The sequence below is a fragment of the Acinetobacter sp. 1000160 genome, from assembly GCF_000588715.1.
In the GTDB taxonomy this organism is placed as follows: Bacteria; Pseudomonadota; Gammaproteobacteria; order Pseudomonadales; family Moraxellaceae; genus Acinetobacter; species Acinetobacter courvalinii.
In genome coordinates this window covers 206362-223986 of sequence record NZ_JFWP02000004.1, presented here as the reverse complement: position 1 = coordinate 223986, position 17625 = coordinate 206362, and the positions used below count along the sequence as shown (strand labels likewise).

Below are 17625 nucleotides of genomic sequence, written 5' to 3'. Positions count from 1 at the left end.
TGTGTGTGCATGAAATGAGAAAGCTTAAATCGAAGGATTTAGGCTTTTTTATTGCTTTTATTTTTTCAATTAATTTTATAGGAATATTTAAAATCTCAATAATTTTAATTAAAATACAGTTACTTATAATTAAACTATCTAATAGTTTAAATCTAGTTATCATCAACTTTCCGGACTTTCTCAATCGTAATGTACTCATTCGGAATAACGATCTGTTTCTCAATCTTTTTAACTTTGTAAGCAATCAGAGTATTTTTACCAATACCCTGAAATAAAACTTTTACATCCTTAAAAATAAAGGTTTGATGTTCGCTTAACTCAGGAGTCGTTGTTTTAGGTAAATCAATTAAGCTGGCATAAGGGGCTTTAATATACAGTGTCGCTTTTTCTATACTGACACCTGTTTTTTGCATTGTGAAATCTAAGAATACTTTGCCAATATCTCCAATAAAAAACATAGGTACAAGGGGAATTAGGATAAGAAAGAACGATATTTGTATACTGTCTTTAATATGTGTTTCTAATCTCTTTAATTTAGTTCTTGCAAATGCTTTAAGATTTTCACTGGCATCAGGATCATCAATAATCTCCTTTAAGTTTTCAAACTTATTGCTAAACTCTTTGATCTTCTGCCTATTAATGTAAAAAGCATAATAGAAAAGTGAAATAAAGGCCGAAGTAAGTGCTACATAAAGACTGATTTTCCAATGCAATAACAATAAACTTCGAATGGTATATAAAAGATAAAGAGAGCCAGCTAGTGTCAGGATACTTATCTTTGGAAAGGGAAGTTTTCTACCTATTTGTATGTGCTGAGGTAAATATTTATCTATGGCACTTAAAATTAGATAGGCGATAGGCATCAATGAAATCCCGAAGAAAAACAGCACTATGCTTAATCCAGTATAGACAATAGAACAGGCAACAAAAATCAATAGAAAAATGAGTGTATCGCCAAAGCTAATTTCTGAAGGGATATAACCAATTGTGAGAAGATAGGCAACTAAGCACAATATTCCAATCGAAATAATTACTTTTATAGTTGTTAGCCCTACCTCATGCCACTGACTAAAATTATTTAAAAATCTTGTTGTTAAATCATTCATTATTCATTAAACCAATTTTTATAACGCCCTTTAAATGAGCTTCCCCAAAACATGTAAACCTATTATGAAATACTTATTAATTCCCAAGTTAGATTTTTTAGGTACTTTGCCTCAAACAATTTAGATAAATTCAAAAATAATCTATATCACTGATCCCATAATAGATATCCATTCTCTTTAGCTTGCCGATACGCCCAACTCGCAACACTATGGGATCTTTCAATATTCGTCAGAAATCCAAGCTTTGATAACTCCTCTGTAATAAGGCTATCAAAATTTTGGTTTCGCTCTTGCCACTGCAACAAAAAATCTTCCGACGCCAAGAAATCACTTTTAGCTGAATTACATTTTTCATCTGCAAGTACAAAATTATGACCTGTATCTGCTGGGTATATTGCCCAAGGTATGAAATGGTCTACAGCCCATTTATTTTGTTTAATTGGCTTTTGACAGTAGAAGCATTTACATGCCTGCAGGTCAACTAGAAATTCCCCTACTTGTCGAAGCTGATTTCGGCTAGGTTCAAACATGAATGTTGCCAGATCAGGTAAACCATCCAGAACCAATAAATTACCTTTATTTAATCTAACAAAATCAACCCACTTTTTCTGGCATAACTCTTCAATAATTTCACTGAATTGACGCAAGCAATACATGACATTAGGCAAAAGTATGAGCTGTTTTCGAGAATCTTCTAAACGATATAAAAACTCAATATTTTGCCCTTTCAAATTCTGTAGGTAAGTTACAGGCATTTTCTTTACGATATCTGCCACTTTCTTTTTCAATTGCAACCAATACACATGATCTCGTCTGGCTAAGGCAAGGGATTTATAACTTTGCTGAGCAGTGTAAATTAAGCTGATAATTCCTGCTTGCTTTCCATTATTCTGTTGTAATCGGAACGGTTCATTTTCATTAAAATGAAATGGCAGTGTCTGCTTCCAATATAAATCTATAAATTTTTCTGCAATATCCAGATAGTCTAAAGTTAAGCCTTCTCCAGTATCGCGTCCCTGTTCAATCGCCAAGCGGGAAAGACTCATCAATAAAGCAAATTTATAAGTCGAAGAAAAACTTCCTGAATGTAAAATTTGCTGAATCTGTTTCAGAAACTTGAGTTGCTGCTGTGGTGTAGGTATAGATACTGACATTATTTATTCAATTTTGTTTTTGAAATACGATATTAAGCCAATCTTCATTATGATCGGGACGCTTATCAATGGTAATCCATTGTTGTAACAGTAAAATATTATCAAATTTTTTTAATAGGTTCTGTACTTGTGACTCATTCATATCGGTAAATTGTCGTCCATCCTTGTAACGATCTTCCTTCCCATATTTAAATGATATATAGCAGATTCCATTCACTTTTAATGCTTTTAGTATTTTCTCCAACACCTCAGGCAAACGTTTTCTTTCACAATGTAATAGTGAAGCACATGCCCAAACACCATCATATTGATTTAGCTCAGACAACTCATAGAAGCTTTCAAAACGCACATCGATTCCAGTCAAGCATCTTGCCTTATCAACCAACTCTTTTGAATAATCTATTGCTGTAACCTGATAACCTTTATTCTTAAAAGCCAAGGTATCTCTACCTGAACCACAGCCCAAATCAAGTATAAAGGCATGGGCTGGTAGATAACGTAAAAACGGTTGGTATAGGCTCTCCATATCTACTTTAGATGTAGACTCGAAAAATTCCAATGCATTGATATCGTAATAATCTAGAGTATGTTTCATTTATAACATGAGTAATTTTTTTCGATTCTACCAAAAATAAAAACACATATTCATGAGGCATCAATAAAGTTCTTAGTTTATTATTTTACTACCCTATTCCTTTTACCTCCCTACCCTTCACTATGCTCAGTTTATTTGTTTATGGGACTCTAGGACCCAACCGTCCCAATGCCCATATCATGGAAAATATTGGTGGTACATGGGCAGAAGCACATGTATTTGGTACCCTCAAACAACAAGGCTGGGGAGCAGAACTTGGCTTTCCGGGTATTGTTTTAGATCAAAGCGAAAATCAAGTATCTGGCTTTGTATTTTTCTCAGACAACCTGGAACAACACTGGCAACAATTGGACGAATTCGAAGGTGCAGACTATCAACGTGTGCCTGTCAAAGCCCATTTAAACACAGGCGAAATCATTGATTCCTTTGTTTATGCGCTGAATCAATAGAATTGAACTGGCGAAAATTCCATAGGCCCATTAAATTCATCCGTTTGCTTATTTTTTCGCTTGTTTTTTTAAACAAATTCTGTAGAATTCTCGCCACGTTGCCGGCATAGCTCAGTTGGTAGAGCAACTGACTTGTAATCAGTAGGTCCACAGTTCGAATCCGTGTGCCGGCACCATTTCTTGCTTTATTCTCTTTTCTTCCCCATCATTTTCTCAAAATGCGAAATATCCGGATTTAACAGATCCCATTCATTGGCATGACTCACAAAACATTCTGCTTGTGGTTGATACAGATTTGGATCATCCAGCGTTCCTGCACGAATTGAAATCATCTCCGGTACCAGCTGAGGCAAACCAAACATTTGCGAACCACAGGTTGGGCAAAAGGCTCGGCGAATCGGCTTGCCAGACAATCCCAAAGATTCAAAATATTTTAGTTCGCCTTCGATCTTCAGTTCGGATTGATGAAAGAATGCAATCGGCGCATAGGCACTGCCCGTGGCCTTCTGGCAATCACGACAATGACAATTAAAACGATAACGTGGCGCAACCTCCGCCTGATAGCTCACCGCCCCACACAGGCATGAACCTTTATATTGATTTGGCATCTTGTTCTCACTGTTTTACTGCACTGACCTGAATATAACGTACTAATCCATCCTGATAGAGTTTTCGGCACAACTTGGCAGTCATCTCGATTTTGAACTGGGCAAAATCAAAACCATGCTTTTCAGCTTTTCGCGACTCAATATATTGAGCAAAACCTTTTAACACCGGTTCGGAAAAATCCTGAATCTGAATTTCGCAAAAACCCTGCTGCGCCAAGGTCTGCTCAAGCTGCTGCTGATCTAGCAGCTGCTGCCAATGCACATCGGCGCTCTTTAACAGGTAATGATAGTGCTGTTGTTGAAGATATCCACAGTTTGCCCAGTTCTCTGACCACATCAAGGTATGAAATGCGATTCGGCCTTTTGAATTTAAAACCGGGGACACGGCATCAAGAAATGAATTCAAATCACTGTGATAAGCTGCATCGATACACAGCACCGCATCAAATGAATTCAAAAGTGGCAGTGCTTTTAAATTCAAAAAATTTGCACAATAAATTTGAACTTGCGGTAAGTATTTTTGAATTCGTTGTACACAGGCAGGTTGCAGTTCAACTGCGCTGAGTTGTTGAATCTGGTATTGCTGTAACCAGTGCAACAGGCTGGCCCCTTGTCCACAGCCCAGATCTAAAACACGATCTGTTGATTTGAGTTGTAGGGAGGCAGCGATCTGATCGGCCAGACTTTGGCAAGCCAGCGCATAGTCCTGCTGCTGGTCCTGCCAAAAGCCCAAATTGCTCCAGGCAAGCGCTGCGTCATCTCCGAGATGCCCGGCATCAATGGCATATTTATGCCCGATGACTTTTTCAATCAGTGCCTGCTTGAAGAAGCGCATATTAATAACCGAGTTCGGGTGCAACCTTCACTTTTGGTTTTAGTCCAACAAAAGGTAACGGCGCACCTAAAATTTCAGAAATGTGCATGGCTGAAGTGACAGCCGATTCTAAAATTGGCAAACCATCACATGACCATGAACCACAATAAAACACTTTACGGTTTTGGTCTAAATGACGCTGCTGGATCTGTTTATTCAGCGCGACCGTTTCCGAGTCCACCACCGCACGGGTCAGTTTGACCTTGGAAATGATTTTCTTCGGATCAATGTCAATGACTGGGCACCAGGTCTGGAACACGGCATTTTTACCGACCAGCGTCGGTTCAATCGAGTTAATCCACACGGTAAATTGCTGACGGGTAAATTTACGGTCCATCATATAGCTGAGTACCGCCCAGTCTTTACGGCGTTGCGGCATCACAATCGGGTCGGTATGAATGACCAGATCACCTTCTTCAAAACGGAATTTTTTCAGCAAGGCAATATCTTCAGCAAACTGCGGCTGTTTCAGGAAGCCTTCAATCGCTGGGGTTGGCGTGGCAATCACCACCCGGTCAAACAGCTGGCGCTCGCCCTGGTCATTTTCCACCAGCACTTTATCGCCCTGCTCTTCCACTGTCTTCACCGGTGAGCCACTATGGATCTCAATGCCATCAATCAGGCGGCTGACCAGCGCGGGCGTGCCGCCTTTCATCCGCAATAAGGCTTCACCTTCGGTCAACTGGCGAATAAATTCCAATAATGGTTTGGCTGGCCATTCACCAATAGTCTTGGGATGACAGGTACAAATGGTATACAGCACTGGCATCACCGTACCATGCCAGAACACTTCCTCAATATGATATTGATTCATAAATTCAGCTAAGGTAATGTCCTGCTTGTCTGACTTAAAGAATTGGTGTACTGCCGTTTTCAGCTGCAACATGCCCTTGACCAGACGCCAGCCATATTGCTGGATGCCTTTACGGTTATTAATGATCGGGAAGTTACCAATGCGGCTGCGTGAGGTGGTGAGCCAAGTCTCTGTTTTATCTTCAAACAGCCAGCTGCACGCCATAAAAGTGCGTACCGGGAAAGTTTCAATACCTAAGTAGCTGGCCAGACTCAGGGTGTTCTGCCACAGCTTTGGATTCATGACACGCAAAGGTGCATCAATAATGCCACCATCAAAGTCAATACTATGACTATCCATGCCTCGACCTGCGAGCGCTTCGAATATCGTTACTTTATGTCCTGCATCATGTAGGATTCTGGCTGAGGCAAGTCCTGCCATTCCACTGCCAATAATTGCAATATCCAAAATTATGTCCCATCAGTTGATGATTTTTCTTGATTATGACTGATACTCGGGCCAAATACGGTATTAAAAAATACCAGATTCAGCATTTCAGGCCATGTTTTGTTGAATTTCATTGTTCATTTATTGTTACATTTTATCACAATTCTGATTCTGCACTTAAGCCAATGAAACCATTCAAAAAATTACCTTTTAGGCCACAAAACTATACAGAACATTCTTTATTTTTTCATTTTCAGGGCTTTAGGGGCTTTGCAAAGCACAAATTTAGCGCTATTCTTTTGATATAAGAACGAGAACAAAGTCACATAATAAGCTGAATAATTATAAGTGACAATAAATTAAAAAAATCAATAGAGGACCCTTATAGCGAAAGCCCGTCACACTTCAAGGTGTGACGGGCTTTCTTACATAGGCTTGGATTTAACTGCGCAATCAAGCCTCCATCCGGCCAAATTTACCGCTATTGAAATCACGTACAGCTTCAACGATTTCCGCTTTGCTGTTCATGACAAAAGGCCCATAACCTTCAATCGGTTCATTTAGTGGCTGACCGGTCAGGATCAGGAATTTACTGTCCTGTTCCGCCTTGAGGCTAAACTCGATATCTTCACGGCTCAGTACCACCAGACTTGGCGCTTCAATGCTTTGGTCGTCATTCACGCTCACTTTCCCAGACAGCAATACCAATAAGGTGGTATGGCCTTCGGTCACATAAAAGCTGTGTTGCTGACCCTGTACAATCGTGCCATCCCAGACATTAACCGGACTAAAGGTGGTAGCGGCGCCATCCACGTCCTGATATTGACCTGCGATGATGCGCATTTCACTGCCTGCATCATCCAGGGCAATGTGCCGAATCTGGTCGGCTTCAATGGCCTGATATTTTGCTTGCGTCATTTTTGAATGAGCGGGCAAATTGACCCACAGTTGCACCATTTCAAACAAGCCGCCCTCGTGGGCAAATTCAGGCGAATGAAATTCCTGATGCAGAATCCCGCCACCGGCCGTCATCCATTGCACATCACCCGCTTTAATGGTTCCGCCACCACCACTGGAGTCTTTATGGGTCACTTCACCTTGGTAAGCAATGGTGACTGTTTCAAAGCCACGATGCGGGTGTGAACCCACCCCATGTTGCGCTGTAGTTGGATCAAAACGATAAGGCGCAGCGTAGTCCAGTAACAGGAACGGACTCAGGCTCTGGCCTAAACGGTCATACGAAAACAGGTTATACACCGGGAAACCATCACCGACCCAGTGCATGTGTTTGTTCTGATACACACCAAGAATTTTCTTCATCTGGTTTCTCCTATAGAGTAGAAGTTCTGCTGTTGGATGCTATTTTACGCCTGCAACAGGGGGGCTTATAGCCTCAGAATGGCAACACATTATTCTATCTATAGGACAATTTAAAATTAAGGAGCCTATTGAAAGCTAAATATAATCAATCATCCTATTTTTGATATTGTTTGTCTCATTTTTTGTGCTTCATCTGACTTAAAAATTTAACTAGCATAATTTCAAGCAGTACGGACCTTCATCTTCTTATCCGTCTTCTTCTTTACAACAACATGAGGATACAACAATGGCTAAAGACTATATTCGCCTAGACAAAGACAACGCAGCGGTTCTTTTGGTCGATCACCAGGCTGGCCTACTTTCACTGGTTCGGGATATTGATCCAGACAAATTTAAAAACAATGTGCTGGCCTTGGCAGATGCGGCAAAATACTTCAACTTACCGACGATTTTAACCACCAGCTTTGAAAATGGCCCGAATGGTCCACTGGTGCCTGAACTGAAAGAACTGTTTCCGGATGCGCCTTATATTGCCCGTCCAGGCCAGATCAATGCCTGGGACAATGAAGATTTTGTCAAGGCAGTGAAAGCCACCGGTAAAAAACAATTGATTATTGCCGGTGTGGTGACGGAAGTCTGTGTGGCATTCCCTGCGCTGTCTGCCTTGGCAGAAGACTTTGAAGTGTTTGTGATTACCGATGCCTCGGGAACCTTTAATGCGCTCACTCGCGATGCCGCGTGGGACCGTATGTCACAAGCCGGCGCACAGCTGATGACCTGGTTTGGCATGGCCTGTGAACTGCACCGTGACTGGCGCAATGACATCGAAGGGCTGGGGGCTTTATTCTCGAATCACATTCCGGATTACCGCAATTTGATGACCAGCTACTTCACCAACACCGCAGAAAAATAAGCCGCCCTATTAAGATCAGGACAGTTAATGCTATCCTGATCTTGTCGTATTTACCGGATCTGCTTTGCCTTGATCAACTCATTTGATGACTTTCATTATTTCTATCTGGTGGTGAAACACGGCGGATTTAGTGCGGCCAGCGAAGCTGAAAATATCAGTAAATCCAAGCTGAGCCGTCGCATTATTGAACTGGAACAGAAGTTTAATGTCAGCCTGATCCAGCGCACCACCCGGCATTTTAAAGTCACCGAGTTAGGCCAGGAATTCTATGAAGAATGCTGCAAGGTCATTGCCCAAGTGGAATGTGCCGAAAATGTCTTGCTGAAACAGAAAAATGAACCGCAAGGTACGGTCAAGATCAGTTGCCCACCGTTGATGATGCATTTTCAGATTCGTAAATTACTGAATCAGTTCTTAAAAAACTATCCCAAAGTTGACATCTCTCTGGAACTGACCAGCCGTCGTGTCGATGTGCTGCATGATGATATTGATATCGCGATCCGTACCAGTTTTGAACCGAATCAGGATTCCAGCCTGATTGTCCGTGACGTGATTCGTACCGAACATTGTCTGGTGGCGGCCCCCGAATTACTGCAAGGCCAGACCATACAGCATTATTCAGACTTGCAGCACTATCCGAGCGTGGCCCTAGGTATACAAAAACATCAATATTACTGGCACTTATGTCATGTTGAGCGGGATGAAACGGTGGATGTGCCGTATCAGCCACGGGTCAAAAGTAATGATCTGGCAGGCGTGTATTATGCGGTGCGTGATGGGCGGGGCATCGCAGCCTTCCCCTCCCTGACCGTGAAAGCCGATATTGAAAAAGGCAAACTCATTCATTTACTGCCCGAATGGAAATCCAATCGCGGTACGGTACAACTGGTGTATGCCTCACGTAAAGGCCAACGTCTGGTGGTGGAAAAACTGATCGAGACCCTGATGCAGGGCCTGCGTGAATTGGCAAAAACTGACAGCGGCTATTCGTTATAGGACTCTGATTAATACAACACCGAGTTGTGTTGTTTCATTTCGTCAAACTTTTTGACTAGAAAATCGATCAATAATTTCATTGAGGGCAGCAAGCCGCGTCTGGAGGTATACACCAGATGGATCAGCTCAGGCTTGGGTTGCCATTCAGGCAAAACATGAATCAGGCGCCCCTGTTTGATATCTTCAGCCACCATCAGTTCCGGTAATTTAGCGATACCCAGTCCTTGTAAAGTAGCTTCTCTTAATGCTGTTAAATCAGTAGTGGTCAGTCGTGGATGGCACTGTACTTTCAGTTCCTGTTGATCCTGCGAAAATAATTGCCAATGATATTCAGGTGCAAAAGACTCCATCATCAGCACCGGAAACTGGGTCAATTGCTGCGGTTCACTGATTGAATAAAACTGATGTAACAGGTCTGGACTCGCGACAATAAACTGCCGTGCCAGCGCCAGTTCCCGCACAATTAAATCACTGTCTGGCAAAGGCAAAGTTCGAATCCGTAGCGCCAGATCAAAACGTTCATTGATTAAGTCAACCCGGCGGTTGGTGGCTTCCACATGCAGGCTGATCTTGGGATATAGCTGCAAAAACTCATTCAGCATCTGGCTGATATTGATATGCAATAAATTGGTCGGGCAAGACAGTTTGATCAGGCCGCGTGGTGCAGCGGTTAAAAACTCGATGGCCTCCTCGGCTGCCTCGGCCTCAATCAACATGGCCTTGCAATGCTGATAATAGATTTTACCCACTTCGGTAATCGAAACCTGTCGGGTGGTCCGGTTGATCAGCTTGACCCCGAGACGTTCTTCCAGATCGGCGATGCGGCGACTCAATAAGGACTTGGTGACCATCAGTTCCTGACTGGCGGCAGAAAAGCCACCGCAATCGATGACTTTGACAAAGAAATATAAGTCATTTAAATCTTTCATCTTATTTGCTCAACCTGTCAGTATTCAGCAGCATTGTTCTTTTGACATGACAATATATCCTATTATAGATATTTTTCAGTCATCGTCCTGTCTATATTATTAATTATACCCCCTAAGACAAGATGAGGATACAACAATGACAACACCAGCAAATTTCAATGGTCAGGCACCTGTGATTGATGTCAATGATGCCGTAATGCTATTGATCGACCATCAGAGTGGCTTATTCCAGACGGTCGGTGATATGCCCATGCCCGAGTTACGCCAACGTGCCGCAGCTTTGGCCAAGATCGCCAGCCTGGCCAAGATTCCGGTGATCACGACAGCGTCGGTGCCGCAAGGTCCGAATGGACCGCTGATTCCCGAGATTCATGCCAATGCACCGCATGCGCAATATATCGCCCGTAAAGGTGAAATCAACGCCTGGCACAATCAGGACTTTGTCAATGCAGTCAAAGCAACCGGTCGCAATACCTTAATTATTGCGGGAACCATTACCAGTGTGTGTATGGCTTTCCCTGCGATTAGTGCAGTTGCAGAAGGTTATAAAGTATTTGCCGTGATTGATGCTTCGGGCACCTATAGCAAAATGGCAGAAGAAATTACCTTGGCCCGTGTGGTACAGGCAGGTGTGGTGCCCATGGATACCGCAGCGGTGGCCTCTGAAATCCAGCGTACCTGGAACCGTGATGACGCACTGGAATGGGCACAGGTCTATACCCAGATTTTCCCGGCCTACCAGTTACTGATCGAAAGCTACAGCAAAGCTCAGGCTGTGGTTCAGAATAATGAAAGACTGGACTCGGCCCGCTAAGCCCAGTCAGAATGAAAAAAGCCAGTCATGAATGGGCATGACTGGCTTTTTATCAAACTTATGCTGTGTAGAACATTGCTAAACTAAGACATAAAACGTTTTTAGGTCTTATTCAGATAAATCCACACACAGATACTTCATTTCAGTATATTCCTCGATACCGAATTTTGAACCTTCGCGGCCTAAGCCCGACTGTTTCACACCACCAAATGGCGCAACTTCATTGGAAATCGCACCCGTGTTGATGCCGACCATGCCGTATTCCAGTGCTTCACCGACTCGCCATTGACGGGCTGTACTCTGGGTAAATAAATACGCCGCCAGACCGAACTCGGTATCGTTCGCCATTGCCACCGCTTCGTCTTCGGTTTTAAAACGGAATAAAGCAGCCAGTGGCCCAAAGGTTTCTTCTTTCGAGACCTTCATGTCTTGGGTAACGCCCGTCAACACGGTCGGTTCAAAGAATGTTCCACCCAAAGCCGAACGTTGTCCACCAATGCGTAGCGTCGCACCTTTGCCAGTTGCATCGGTAATATGCGACTGAACTTTGGTAATCGCATCTTCATCAATCAACGGTCCCTGGGTTGAGCCTTCTTGACGGCCATCGCCCACTTTCAACTTAGACACCGCTTCCACCAGACGATCTGCCAAAGCATCGTAAATGCCATCTTGTACATAGATACGGTTGGCACACACGCAGGTCTGACCGCTATTGCGGTATTTGCTGGCCATAATGCCCTGCACGGCCTGCTCAAGATTGGCATCGTCAAATACCAGTACCGGTGCATTCCCCCCCAATTCCAGCGAAAGCTTTTTAATGGTTGGTGCGCATTGCTGCATCAAAATACGACCGACCTGGGTTGAACCGGTAAAACTGAGCTTTCGCACAATGTCGCTTTCGCATAAAGTCTTGCCGACTTCAATCGCATCACCACTGATATTGATTAAAATATCGGCAGGCAAGCCAGCCTGTAAGGCCAATACTTCGAGGGCATAAGCGGTTAATGGGGTTTGCTCTGCGGGTTTGACCAGCATGCTACAACCCGCCGCAATTGCAGGTGCTGCCTTACGGGTGATCATTGCCGCAGGGAAATTCCACGGCGTGATGGCCGCCGTTACCCCAATGGCCTGTTTAATCACCAGCAAACGCTGGTTCGGCTGGGTTGAGGTTAGCACTTCACCATCAATACGGCGTGCCTGCTCTGCAAACCAGCGAATAAAAGAAGCGGCATAGGCAATTTCACCACGGGCTTCCGCCAGCGGTTTGCCCTGTTCGGCAGTAAGAATCTGTGCCAGATTTTCCTTATGCTCGAGCATCAGGTTGTACCAGCTCAGCAATACATCGGCACGTGCCAGTGCGGTTTGCTTTTTCCAAGCTGCCTGCGCCTGGGCAGAACGCTGGATCGCCGCATCAACGGCCGCTCGGTCATAGCTTTTGACCCAAGCCAAGCTATCGCCAGTTGCTGCATCGTTGACTTCAATATAATTACTGGATGCAGGCTGATTAAATGCAATATCGGGATGTTTTAACAGATACTGCAAATTGTTCTGAATCATGCAGGTTGCTCCATTGCTGTTATGCGCTGTGGATTCAATGCGACAAAACCTTGTTTCAAGATCTCCAGACCTTGACGGAATTGTGCAGCAGGAATAGTTAATGGGTATAAGAAACGAATAACGTTACCGTATTTACCGCAAGTCAGGAGTAACAAACCGTTTTCCATTGCATAATTTTGTACAGCTTTTGCTTGCTCAGCCGTTTCCAGTTCAACCGCCACCATCGATCCGAGTGCACGAATATCGGTCACTACCTCACCCGATGCCTGCTGGATCTGTTTAAGCACAGTGACCAGCTCGGCACCCAGTTCATTGGCACGTTCGCACAGTTGCTCTTGTTCAATCGCATCAATTACCGCATGGGCTGCCGCAACCGCAATCGGGTTACCTGCATAGGTTCCGCCCAGACCACCCGGGTTTGGCGCGTCCATCACGTCGGCACGCCCCACTACACCTGAAATCGGGAAACCGCCACCCAGACTTTTTGCCATGGTGATCAGATCGGCTTTGGTCTCGTAATGGTTCATGGCAAACAGTTTACCTGTACGTGCAAAACCGGTTTGGACTTCATCCGCCACCAGTAAAATACCATGCTTGTCACTTAAGGCACGTAAACGCTTTAAGAACTCGGCAGGTACCACATTGAAACCGCCTTCACCTTGCACTGGCTCCAGTACAATCGCTGCCACGTCATGCGGGGCAATGTCTTCACTGAAAATATCTTCAACACTGGCAATAGCTGCATCGACGCTGATGCCTTTGGCTGGCACAGGATAACGGGCATGGAACACCCCTGCTGGCATCACCCCAAAATCACGTTTGTACGGCGCTGTTTTACCGGTCATGGCCATGGTCATGAATGAACGGCCATGAAAACCATTACCAAAGGTGATAATGCCATGACGGCCAGTATATGAACGTGCAATTTTCACGGCATTCTCAACCGCCTCGGCACCTGTGGTAAAGAAAGCCGACTTGGCTGCCCCCGCAATCGGCGCACGTTCATTAATCCGTTCAGCCAAAGCCACATAACTTTCGTAAGGCGTAACCTGATAAGCCGTGTGGGTAAATTTTGTCAGTTGCTCAGTCACCGCGGCCATCACCTTGGGATGACGATGGCCAGTATTCAACACCGCAATCCCGCCGGCAAAATCGATAAAGGCATTGCCGTCCTTGTCCCAAATGGTGGCATTTTCGGCTTTTGCCGCATACCACTGACACATCACGCCCACACCACGTGGTGTGGCTTGCTGTTTACGTGCGTTAAGTGCAGAATGTTGATTGTTCATTTAATTCCCTCATATTTTCATCGTCAGTTACAGTGTTGCCCGACATCCAGCTCGTTTTTTTCAGGATGTTTTACCAGGACTGTCTATAGCTGTAATTTCGCGCGTATGAAGGCCAGTGACGAGAGCCACTTTTAAATTGAAGGAGAGAGCCAATTGCGTAGTTTACTTGGAGACCATTTATTACAACGTCTCCAACAGGACATGGAAGGAAAACTACATCAACGCCTATTTCGCTGTTTACGCGGGGCCATTATCGAAGGCGTCATCCAGCCGAAAACCCGCTTGCCTGCTTCACGTGACTTAGCCAGTGAAATTCATGTGTCCCGTAATACGGTGCTTTCAGCCTATGAACAACTTCAGGCAGAAGGCTATCTGGAGGCACGTACCGGACATGGCACCTGGGTGGCAGAACAGCTTCCTGAAGCCTTTTTAAATACCAAGATCAATAAAAAACAAGCGCCTGTTGCCCAGCAAGAAACCTCGGTGGTGCTGTCACAACGCGGCTCGAGTTTATTGGGCTATGCTGCGGCTTCTCCACATCAATGGGGAGCGTTTGTCCCGGGCGCTCCTGATGTCACCGAGTTTCCGCATCATATTTTCAGTCGTATCCAGGCCCGTCTCAGCCGTGAACCCGATATTAACCGGCTGATTTATAGCAGCGCCGGTGGCTGTATTGAACTGCGCAGCGCCTTGGCCGACTATCTCCGTGTTGCCCGTTCCGTGCAGTGCGATGCAGACCAGATCATTATTACCGAAGGCATCCATCAGGCCATTGATCTGGTTTCACGGGCGCTCAGTGATATTGGCGATCGTGTCTGGATTGAAGACCCGGCCTATTGGGGCATGCGCAATACCTTAAGGATCAACGGGCTGGATATTCAGGCCATGCCGGTTGATGCCGAAGGGATTATTCCGGAACAACAGCCAGCCGAACCGCCTAAACTGATTTTTGTGACCCCCTCACATCAATATCCACTCGGTTCGCATTTAAGTCTGGACCGAAGAAAACAACTGATCCAGATCGCCCGACAACATCACAGCTGGATTGTGGAAGATGACTATGACAGTGAATTCCGCTTCTCTGGCCAGCCTTATCCTTCCCTGCAAGGTCTGGAAAATGATGCGCCCGTGATTTATATGGGCACATTTAGTAAAACCATTTACCCTTCATTACGCATTGGTTATGTGGTGGTGCCTAAGCCGCTATTTTCCCCTTTACGGATTGTGGCAGCGGAATTATATCGGGGTGGACATCTGCTCGAGCAGAAAGCCTTGGCTGAATTTATTCGTGAAGGCCATTATGAAGCGCATATCCGCCGTATGCGTTTACTGTATGGCAAACGTCGTGACTATCTGGTGAGCCTGATTAACCGTTATTTGGGACCTGAATTTGTGCATGAATATGATGAGGCGGCCGGCTTGCATCTGGTGCTCAAGCTTCCGGCACAATGCGACGATGTCGCGGTTGCCGCCACCGCACTGGAACGAGGTGTCAAGGTACGCGCACTGTCACAATATTATATGCACTCCCATGCTCATGCGCAGCGTGGACTGCTAATGGGTTTTGCCTGTGTCAATGAAAAAGATATGGTCATGGCCTTTGGTGTGTTATTGCAATGTCTACGTGAAGCAGGGGTTGCGACCCTGCCTTAAGCACAAATGAAAAATAGAGAATCTCGTTCCCGGGATTCTCTCTGGATTTAAATGATGATTCATGCATGTTTAGATCGATTGTTTTTTCTGGATCAGGGCATTGTTGCTGACTTTAGCCTTATTTAATTTCTGCACCAGCACACCAATCATTACAATCGACAAGGCCAGTATGGACGTATAGGTCACTTCTTTAAAATAAGTCCCTTCAATCAACATCACCAGTAGTGATCCAATAATGATAAAAATCACGGCATAAGTTATCCACGGGAACAGCCACATTTTAAAATCGATCTGTTTGCCTTCACGCTGGTACTTTTTACGCATCCGTAACTGGGAACAGGCAATCGCCAGATATACATATAAAGCCACCGTGCCTGTGGCCATCATCAGCACATCATAAACATTCATGCTTTCAGTTGCGGTTAAATATACGGCAACAACGGCAAATAAACTGGAAAATACCACTCCGATCCATGGACTGCCCTGACGGTTGGTCAGCGCCAGACATTTGGGTGCATCGCCACGCTTGGAGAGCGAAAATAGCATACGTGAACAGGTGTACAGTGCCGAGTTAAAGCAGCTACATACCGAGGTGAGTACCACAAAATTGACAATATGTCGTGCTTCAGGAATCCCCAGTGCCGTCAAGGTAACGCTATACGTGCCCCAGGTCGGATCCTTTAATAAAGAGTTGTCATGCGGAATCAAACAGACCGTGATCAACATGGAGCCGACATAGAACAATAAAATCCGCCAGACCACCGAATTGGATGCTTTGCGAATCTCTTTTTCCGGGCTTTTGGATTCCGCAGCCGCCACCGTGACAATTTCAGCACCGACATAGGCAAACATCACTCCCAATAACGCAGTAATCACTGGTGCGATCCCATTCGGCATAAATTCTTGTTGGAATAATCCCGTTGAACCTGCTTGAGCCAGATCGCCCCACGGCCACAGATGAAAAATGGCTAAACTGCCAATCACCAAAAAGATAATAATCGCCACCACTTTAATCAGGGCAAACCAGAACTCAAATTCACCATAGCTTTTGACATCTTTTAGATTGACCCAGACCAAGGACACAATCACCAGTAGCATATAGCCCCAGATCGGCATAAACGGAAACCAGCTATGCAGAATCTTACCGGCGACATAGGCCTCCCAGCCCATCAACAGGGTCCAGAAACACCAGTACAGCCAGCCAATTGAGAACCCGGCCCAACGTCCAATGGCACGATCGGCATAGGTCGAAAATGAACCGCTATCCGGATTCATCACTGCCATTTCACCGAGCATGCGCATGATGAACAGCACCAGTAATCCGCCTAAGGCATAAGCCAGGATAACCGCGGGACCTGCGGCGTAAATAACGTTACCAGAACCGACAAATAATGCACCGCCAATCACTCCGGCAATCGAGATCATGGTGAGATGGCGCGACTTTAATCCACTTTGTAAGCCTTGGGCTTGTTTGGCTTCGGAACGATCAGGGTGTGCTGTCATTATTGTTCTTCCTTCACTTCAGGCGCATCTTCCGGTCTCAGAACAGTGCATTCTGAAATAGAAAATACCCTCAAAAAATTTAGTCGTTTTGTTCATCATCCATGCCTGGATCTTTCTATGACTAAACCGACGCTTCCGTATGCATACGTCCAATAGATTTAATGTGTCGCTTCGGCAGCCAAGAAACGAGAGCCATTTTGAGAATAAAACCGAGGGCCAATTGCAGAATTTCTCATCACAACCGGGACTTTTTTTAAAGTGTGTTTTTAAGGCCGTTCTTGTTTTATTTTTTAGCAATAAAGCACTGAATTCTTTTCAAGATATGAGCTAACAAGAGGATTTTACGGATAGGTGATGCAGGGAATGAGGCAATAAAAAAGCGAGGTATAACCGAAGTTATCCTCGCTTTTGAACATCTGCTTTGGGCTTAAAATGGTTAACTATATAAAAAATTATTTAAAATTTAAAAAAATGATAAATCACATAGTCTTAATTAAAATTAAATCAAGAAATTTATAAAAAGTTTGATTTACTCTTCTTACTTTGCAAAATTTAGTTATAAATACAATTTTTCATCAATGAAAAATTAAAGCTAAGACAAAAAAGGTTATAATTATAGGAATAT

General features: G+C 44.5%; 16 protein-coding genes and 1 tRNA gene. 6 read left to right on the top strand and 11 right to left on the bottom strand.

What is annotated here, in order from left to right:
• Nucleotides 1–152 precede the first annotated feature (152 nt).
• From J699_RS08785 to J699_RS08795, 3 genes are all read right to left on the bottom strand, one after another.
• The gene (locus tag J699_RS08785; protein WP_032868505.1) at nucleotides 153–1106 is read right to left on the bottom strand and encodes a hypothetical protein; all 954 of its coding nucleotides are present in this window, start codon (nucleotides 1104–1106) and stop codon (nucleotides 153–155) included.
• A 146-nt stretch (nucleotides 1107–1252) separates the two neighbouring features.
• Nucleotides 1253–2260: an HNH endonuclease gene (locus J699_RS08790; RefSeq protein ID WP_032868504.1), complete on the bottom strand. Its 1008-nt coding sequence runs from the start codon at nucleotides 2258–2260 to the stop codon at nucleotides 1253–1255.
• Nucleotides 2261–2267: 7 nt separating this feature from the next.
• Nucleotides 2268–2855, bottom strand: coding sequence for a class I SAM-dependent methyltransferase (locus J699_RS08795; RefSeq protein WP_032868503.1), 588 nt, complete (start codon nucleotides 2853–2855; stop codon nucleotides 2268–2270).
• Between the two features lie 122 nt (nucleotides 2856–2977).
• Here J699_RS08795 and J699_RS08800 point away from each other — a divergent pair, with 122 nt between their 5' ends.
• Together J699_RS08800 and J699_RS08805 are read left to right on the top strand one after the other, a co-directional pair.
• Nucleotides 2978–3304, top strand: a complete 327-nt coding sequence (locus J699_RS08800; protein ID WP_032868501.1) for a gamma-glutamylcyclotransferase family protein — start codon at nucleotides 2978–2980, stop codon at nucleotides 3302–3304.
• Nucleotides 3305–3404: 100 nt separating this feature from the next.
• A tRNA-Thr gene (locus J699_RS08805) sits at nucleotides 3405–3480 on the top strand.
• 9 nt (nucleotides 3481–3489) lie between these two features.
• Here J699_RS08805 and J699_RS08810 read toward each other — a convergent pair.
• From J699_RS08810 to J699_RS08825, 4 genes are all read right to left on the bottom strand, one after another.
• Nucleotides 3490–3912 (bottom strand): GFA family protein, encoded by a 423-nt coding sequence (locus J699_RS08810; protein ID WP_032868499.1) that lies wholly within the window; start codon nucleotides 3910–3912, stop codon nucleotides 3490–3492.
• Nucleotides 3913–3919: 7 nt separating this feature from the next.
• Nucleotides 3920–4747, bottom strand: a complete 828-nt coding sequence (locus J699_RS08815; RefSeq protein WP_032868498.1) for an SAM-dependent methyltransferase — start codon at nucleotides 4745–4747, stop codon at nucleotides 3920–3922.
• 1 nt (nucleotide 4748) lies between these two features.
• A complete protein-coding gene (locus J699_RS08820) occupies nucleotides 4749–6047 on the bottom strand; it encodes an FAD-dependent oxidoreductase (RefSeq protein WP_005282532.1) in 1299 nt (432 codons plus the stop codon).
• A gap of 432 nt (nucleotides 6048–6479) precedes the next feature.
• Nucleotides 6480–7346: a pirin family protein gene (locus J699_RS08825; protein WP_032868497.1), complete on the bottom strand. Its 867-nt coding sequence runs from the start codon at nucleotides 7344–7346 to the stop codon at nucleotides 6480–6482.
• 286 nt (nucleotides 7347–7632) lie between these two features.
• On the opposite strand from J699_RS08825, the gene ycaC reads away from it, so the two are divergent.
• Together ycaC and J699_RS08835 are read left to right on the top strand one after the other, a co-directional pair.
• On the top strand, nucleotides 7633–8259 hold the full coding sequence (gene ycaC / locus J699_RS08830; RefSeq protein WP_004657244.1) for an isochorismate family cysteine hydrolase YcaC: 627 nt from the start codon (nucleotides 7633–7635) through the stop codon (nucleotides 8257–8259).
• Nucleotides 8260–8328: 69 nt separating this feature from the next.
• The gene (locus J699_RS08835) at nucleotides 8329–9255 is read left to right on the top strand and encodes a LysR substrate-binding domain-containing protein (RefSeq protein WP_032882829.1); all 927 of its coding nucleotides are present in this window, start codon (nucleotides 8329–8331) and stop codon (nucleotides 9253–9255) included.
• 8 nt (nucleotides 9256–9263) lie between these two features.
• Here J699_RS08835 and J699_RS08840 read toward each other — a convergent pair whose 3' ends face one another.
• The gene (locus J699_RS08840; protein WP_032868495.1) at nucleotides 9264–10184 is read right to left on the bottom strand and encodes a LysR substrate-binding domain-containing protein; all 921 of its coding nucleotides are present in this window, start codon (nucleotides 10182–10184) and stop codon (nucleotides 9264–9266) included.
• A 136-nt stretch (nucleotides 10185–10320) separates the two neighbouring features.
• On the opposite strand from J699_RS08840, the gene J699_RS08845 reads away from it, so the two are divergent.
• On the top strand, nucleotides 10321–10998 hold the full coding sequence (locus tag J699_RS08845) for a hydrolase (RefSeq protein WP_032868493.1): 678 nt from the start codon (nucleotides 10321–10323) through the stop codon (nucleotides 10996–10998).
• A 108-nt stretch (nucleotides 10999–11106) separates the two neighbouring features.
• Here J699_RS08845 and J699_RS08850 read toward each other — a convergent pair whose 3' ends face one another.
• A complete protein-coding gene (locus J699_RS08850; RefSeq protein WP_032868491.1) occupies nucleotides 11107–12555 on the bottom strand; it encodes an NAD-dependent succinate-semialdehyde dehydrogenase in 1449 nt (482 codons plus the stop codon).
• The gene (gene gabT / locus J699_RS08855) at nucleotides 12552–13844 is read right to left on the bottom strand and encodes a 4-aminobutyrate--2-oxoglutarate transaminase (protein WP_032868490.1); all 1293 of its coding nucleotides are present in this window, start codon (nucleotides 13842–13844) and stop codon (nucleotides 12552–12554) included. The genes J699_RS08850 and gabT overlap by 4 nt, the downstream gene beginning before the upstream one ends.
• Before the next feature lie 153 nt (nucleotides 13845–13997).
• On the opposite strand from gabT, the gene J699_RS08860 reads away from it, so the two are divergent.
• Nucleotides 13998–15497 carry a PLP-dependent aminotransferase family protein gene (locus tag J699_RS08860; protein WP_032868489.1) on the top strand — a complete coding sequence of 500 codons (1500 nt, stop codon included), beginning with the start codon at nucleotides 13998–14000 and terminating at the stop codon, nucleotides 15495–15497.
• A gap of 69 nt (nucleotides 15498–15566) precedes the next feature.
• Here J699_RS08860 and J699_RS08865 read toward each other — a convergent pair whose 3' ends face one another.
• A complete protein-coding gene (locus J699_RS08865; protein ID WP_032868488.1) occupies nucleotides 15567–17000 on the bottom strand; it encodes an amino acid permease in 1434 nt (477 codons plus the stop codon).
• Between the last annotated feature and the right edge of the window lie 625 nt (nucleotides 17001–17625).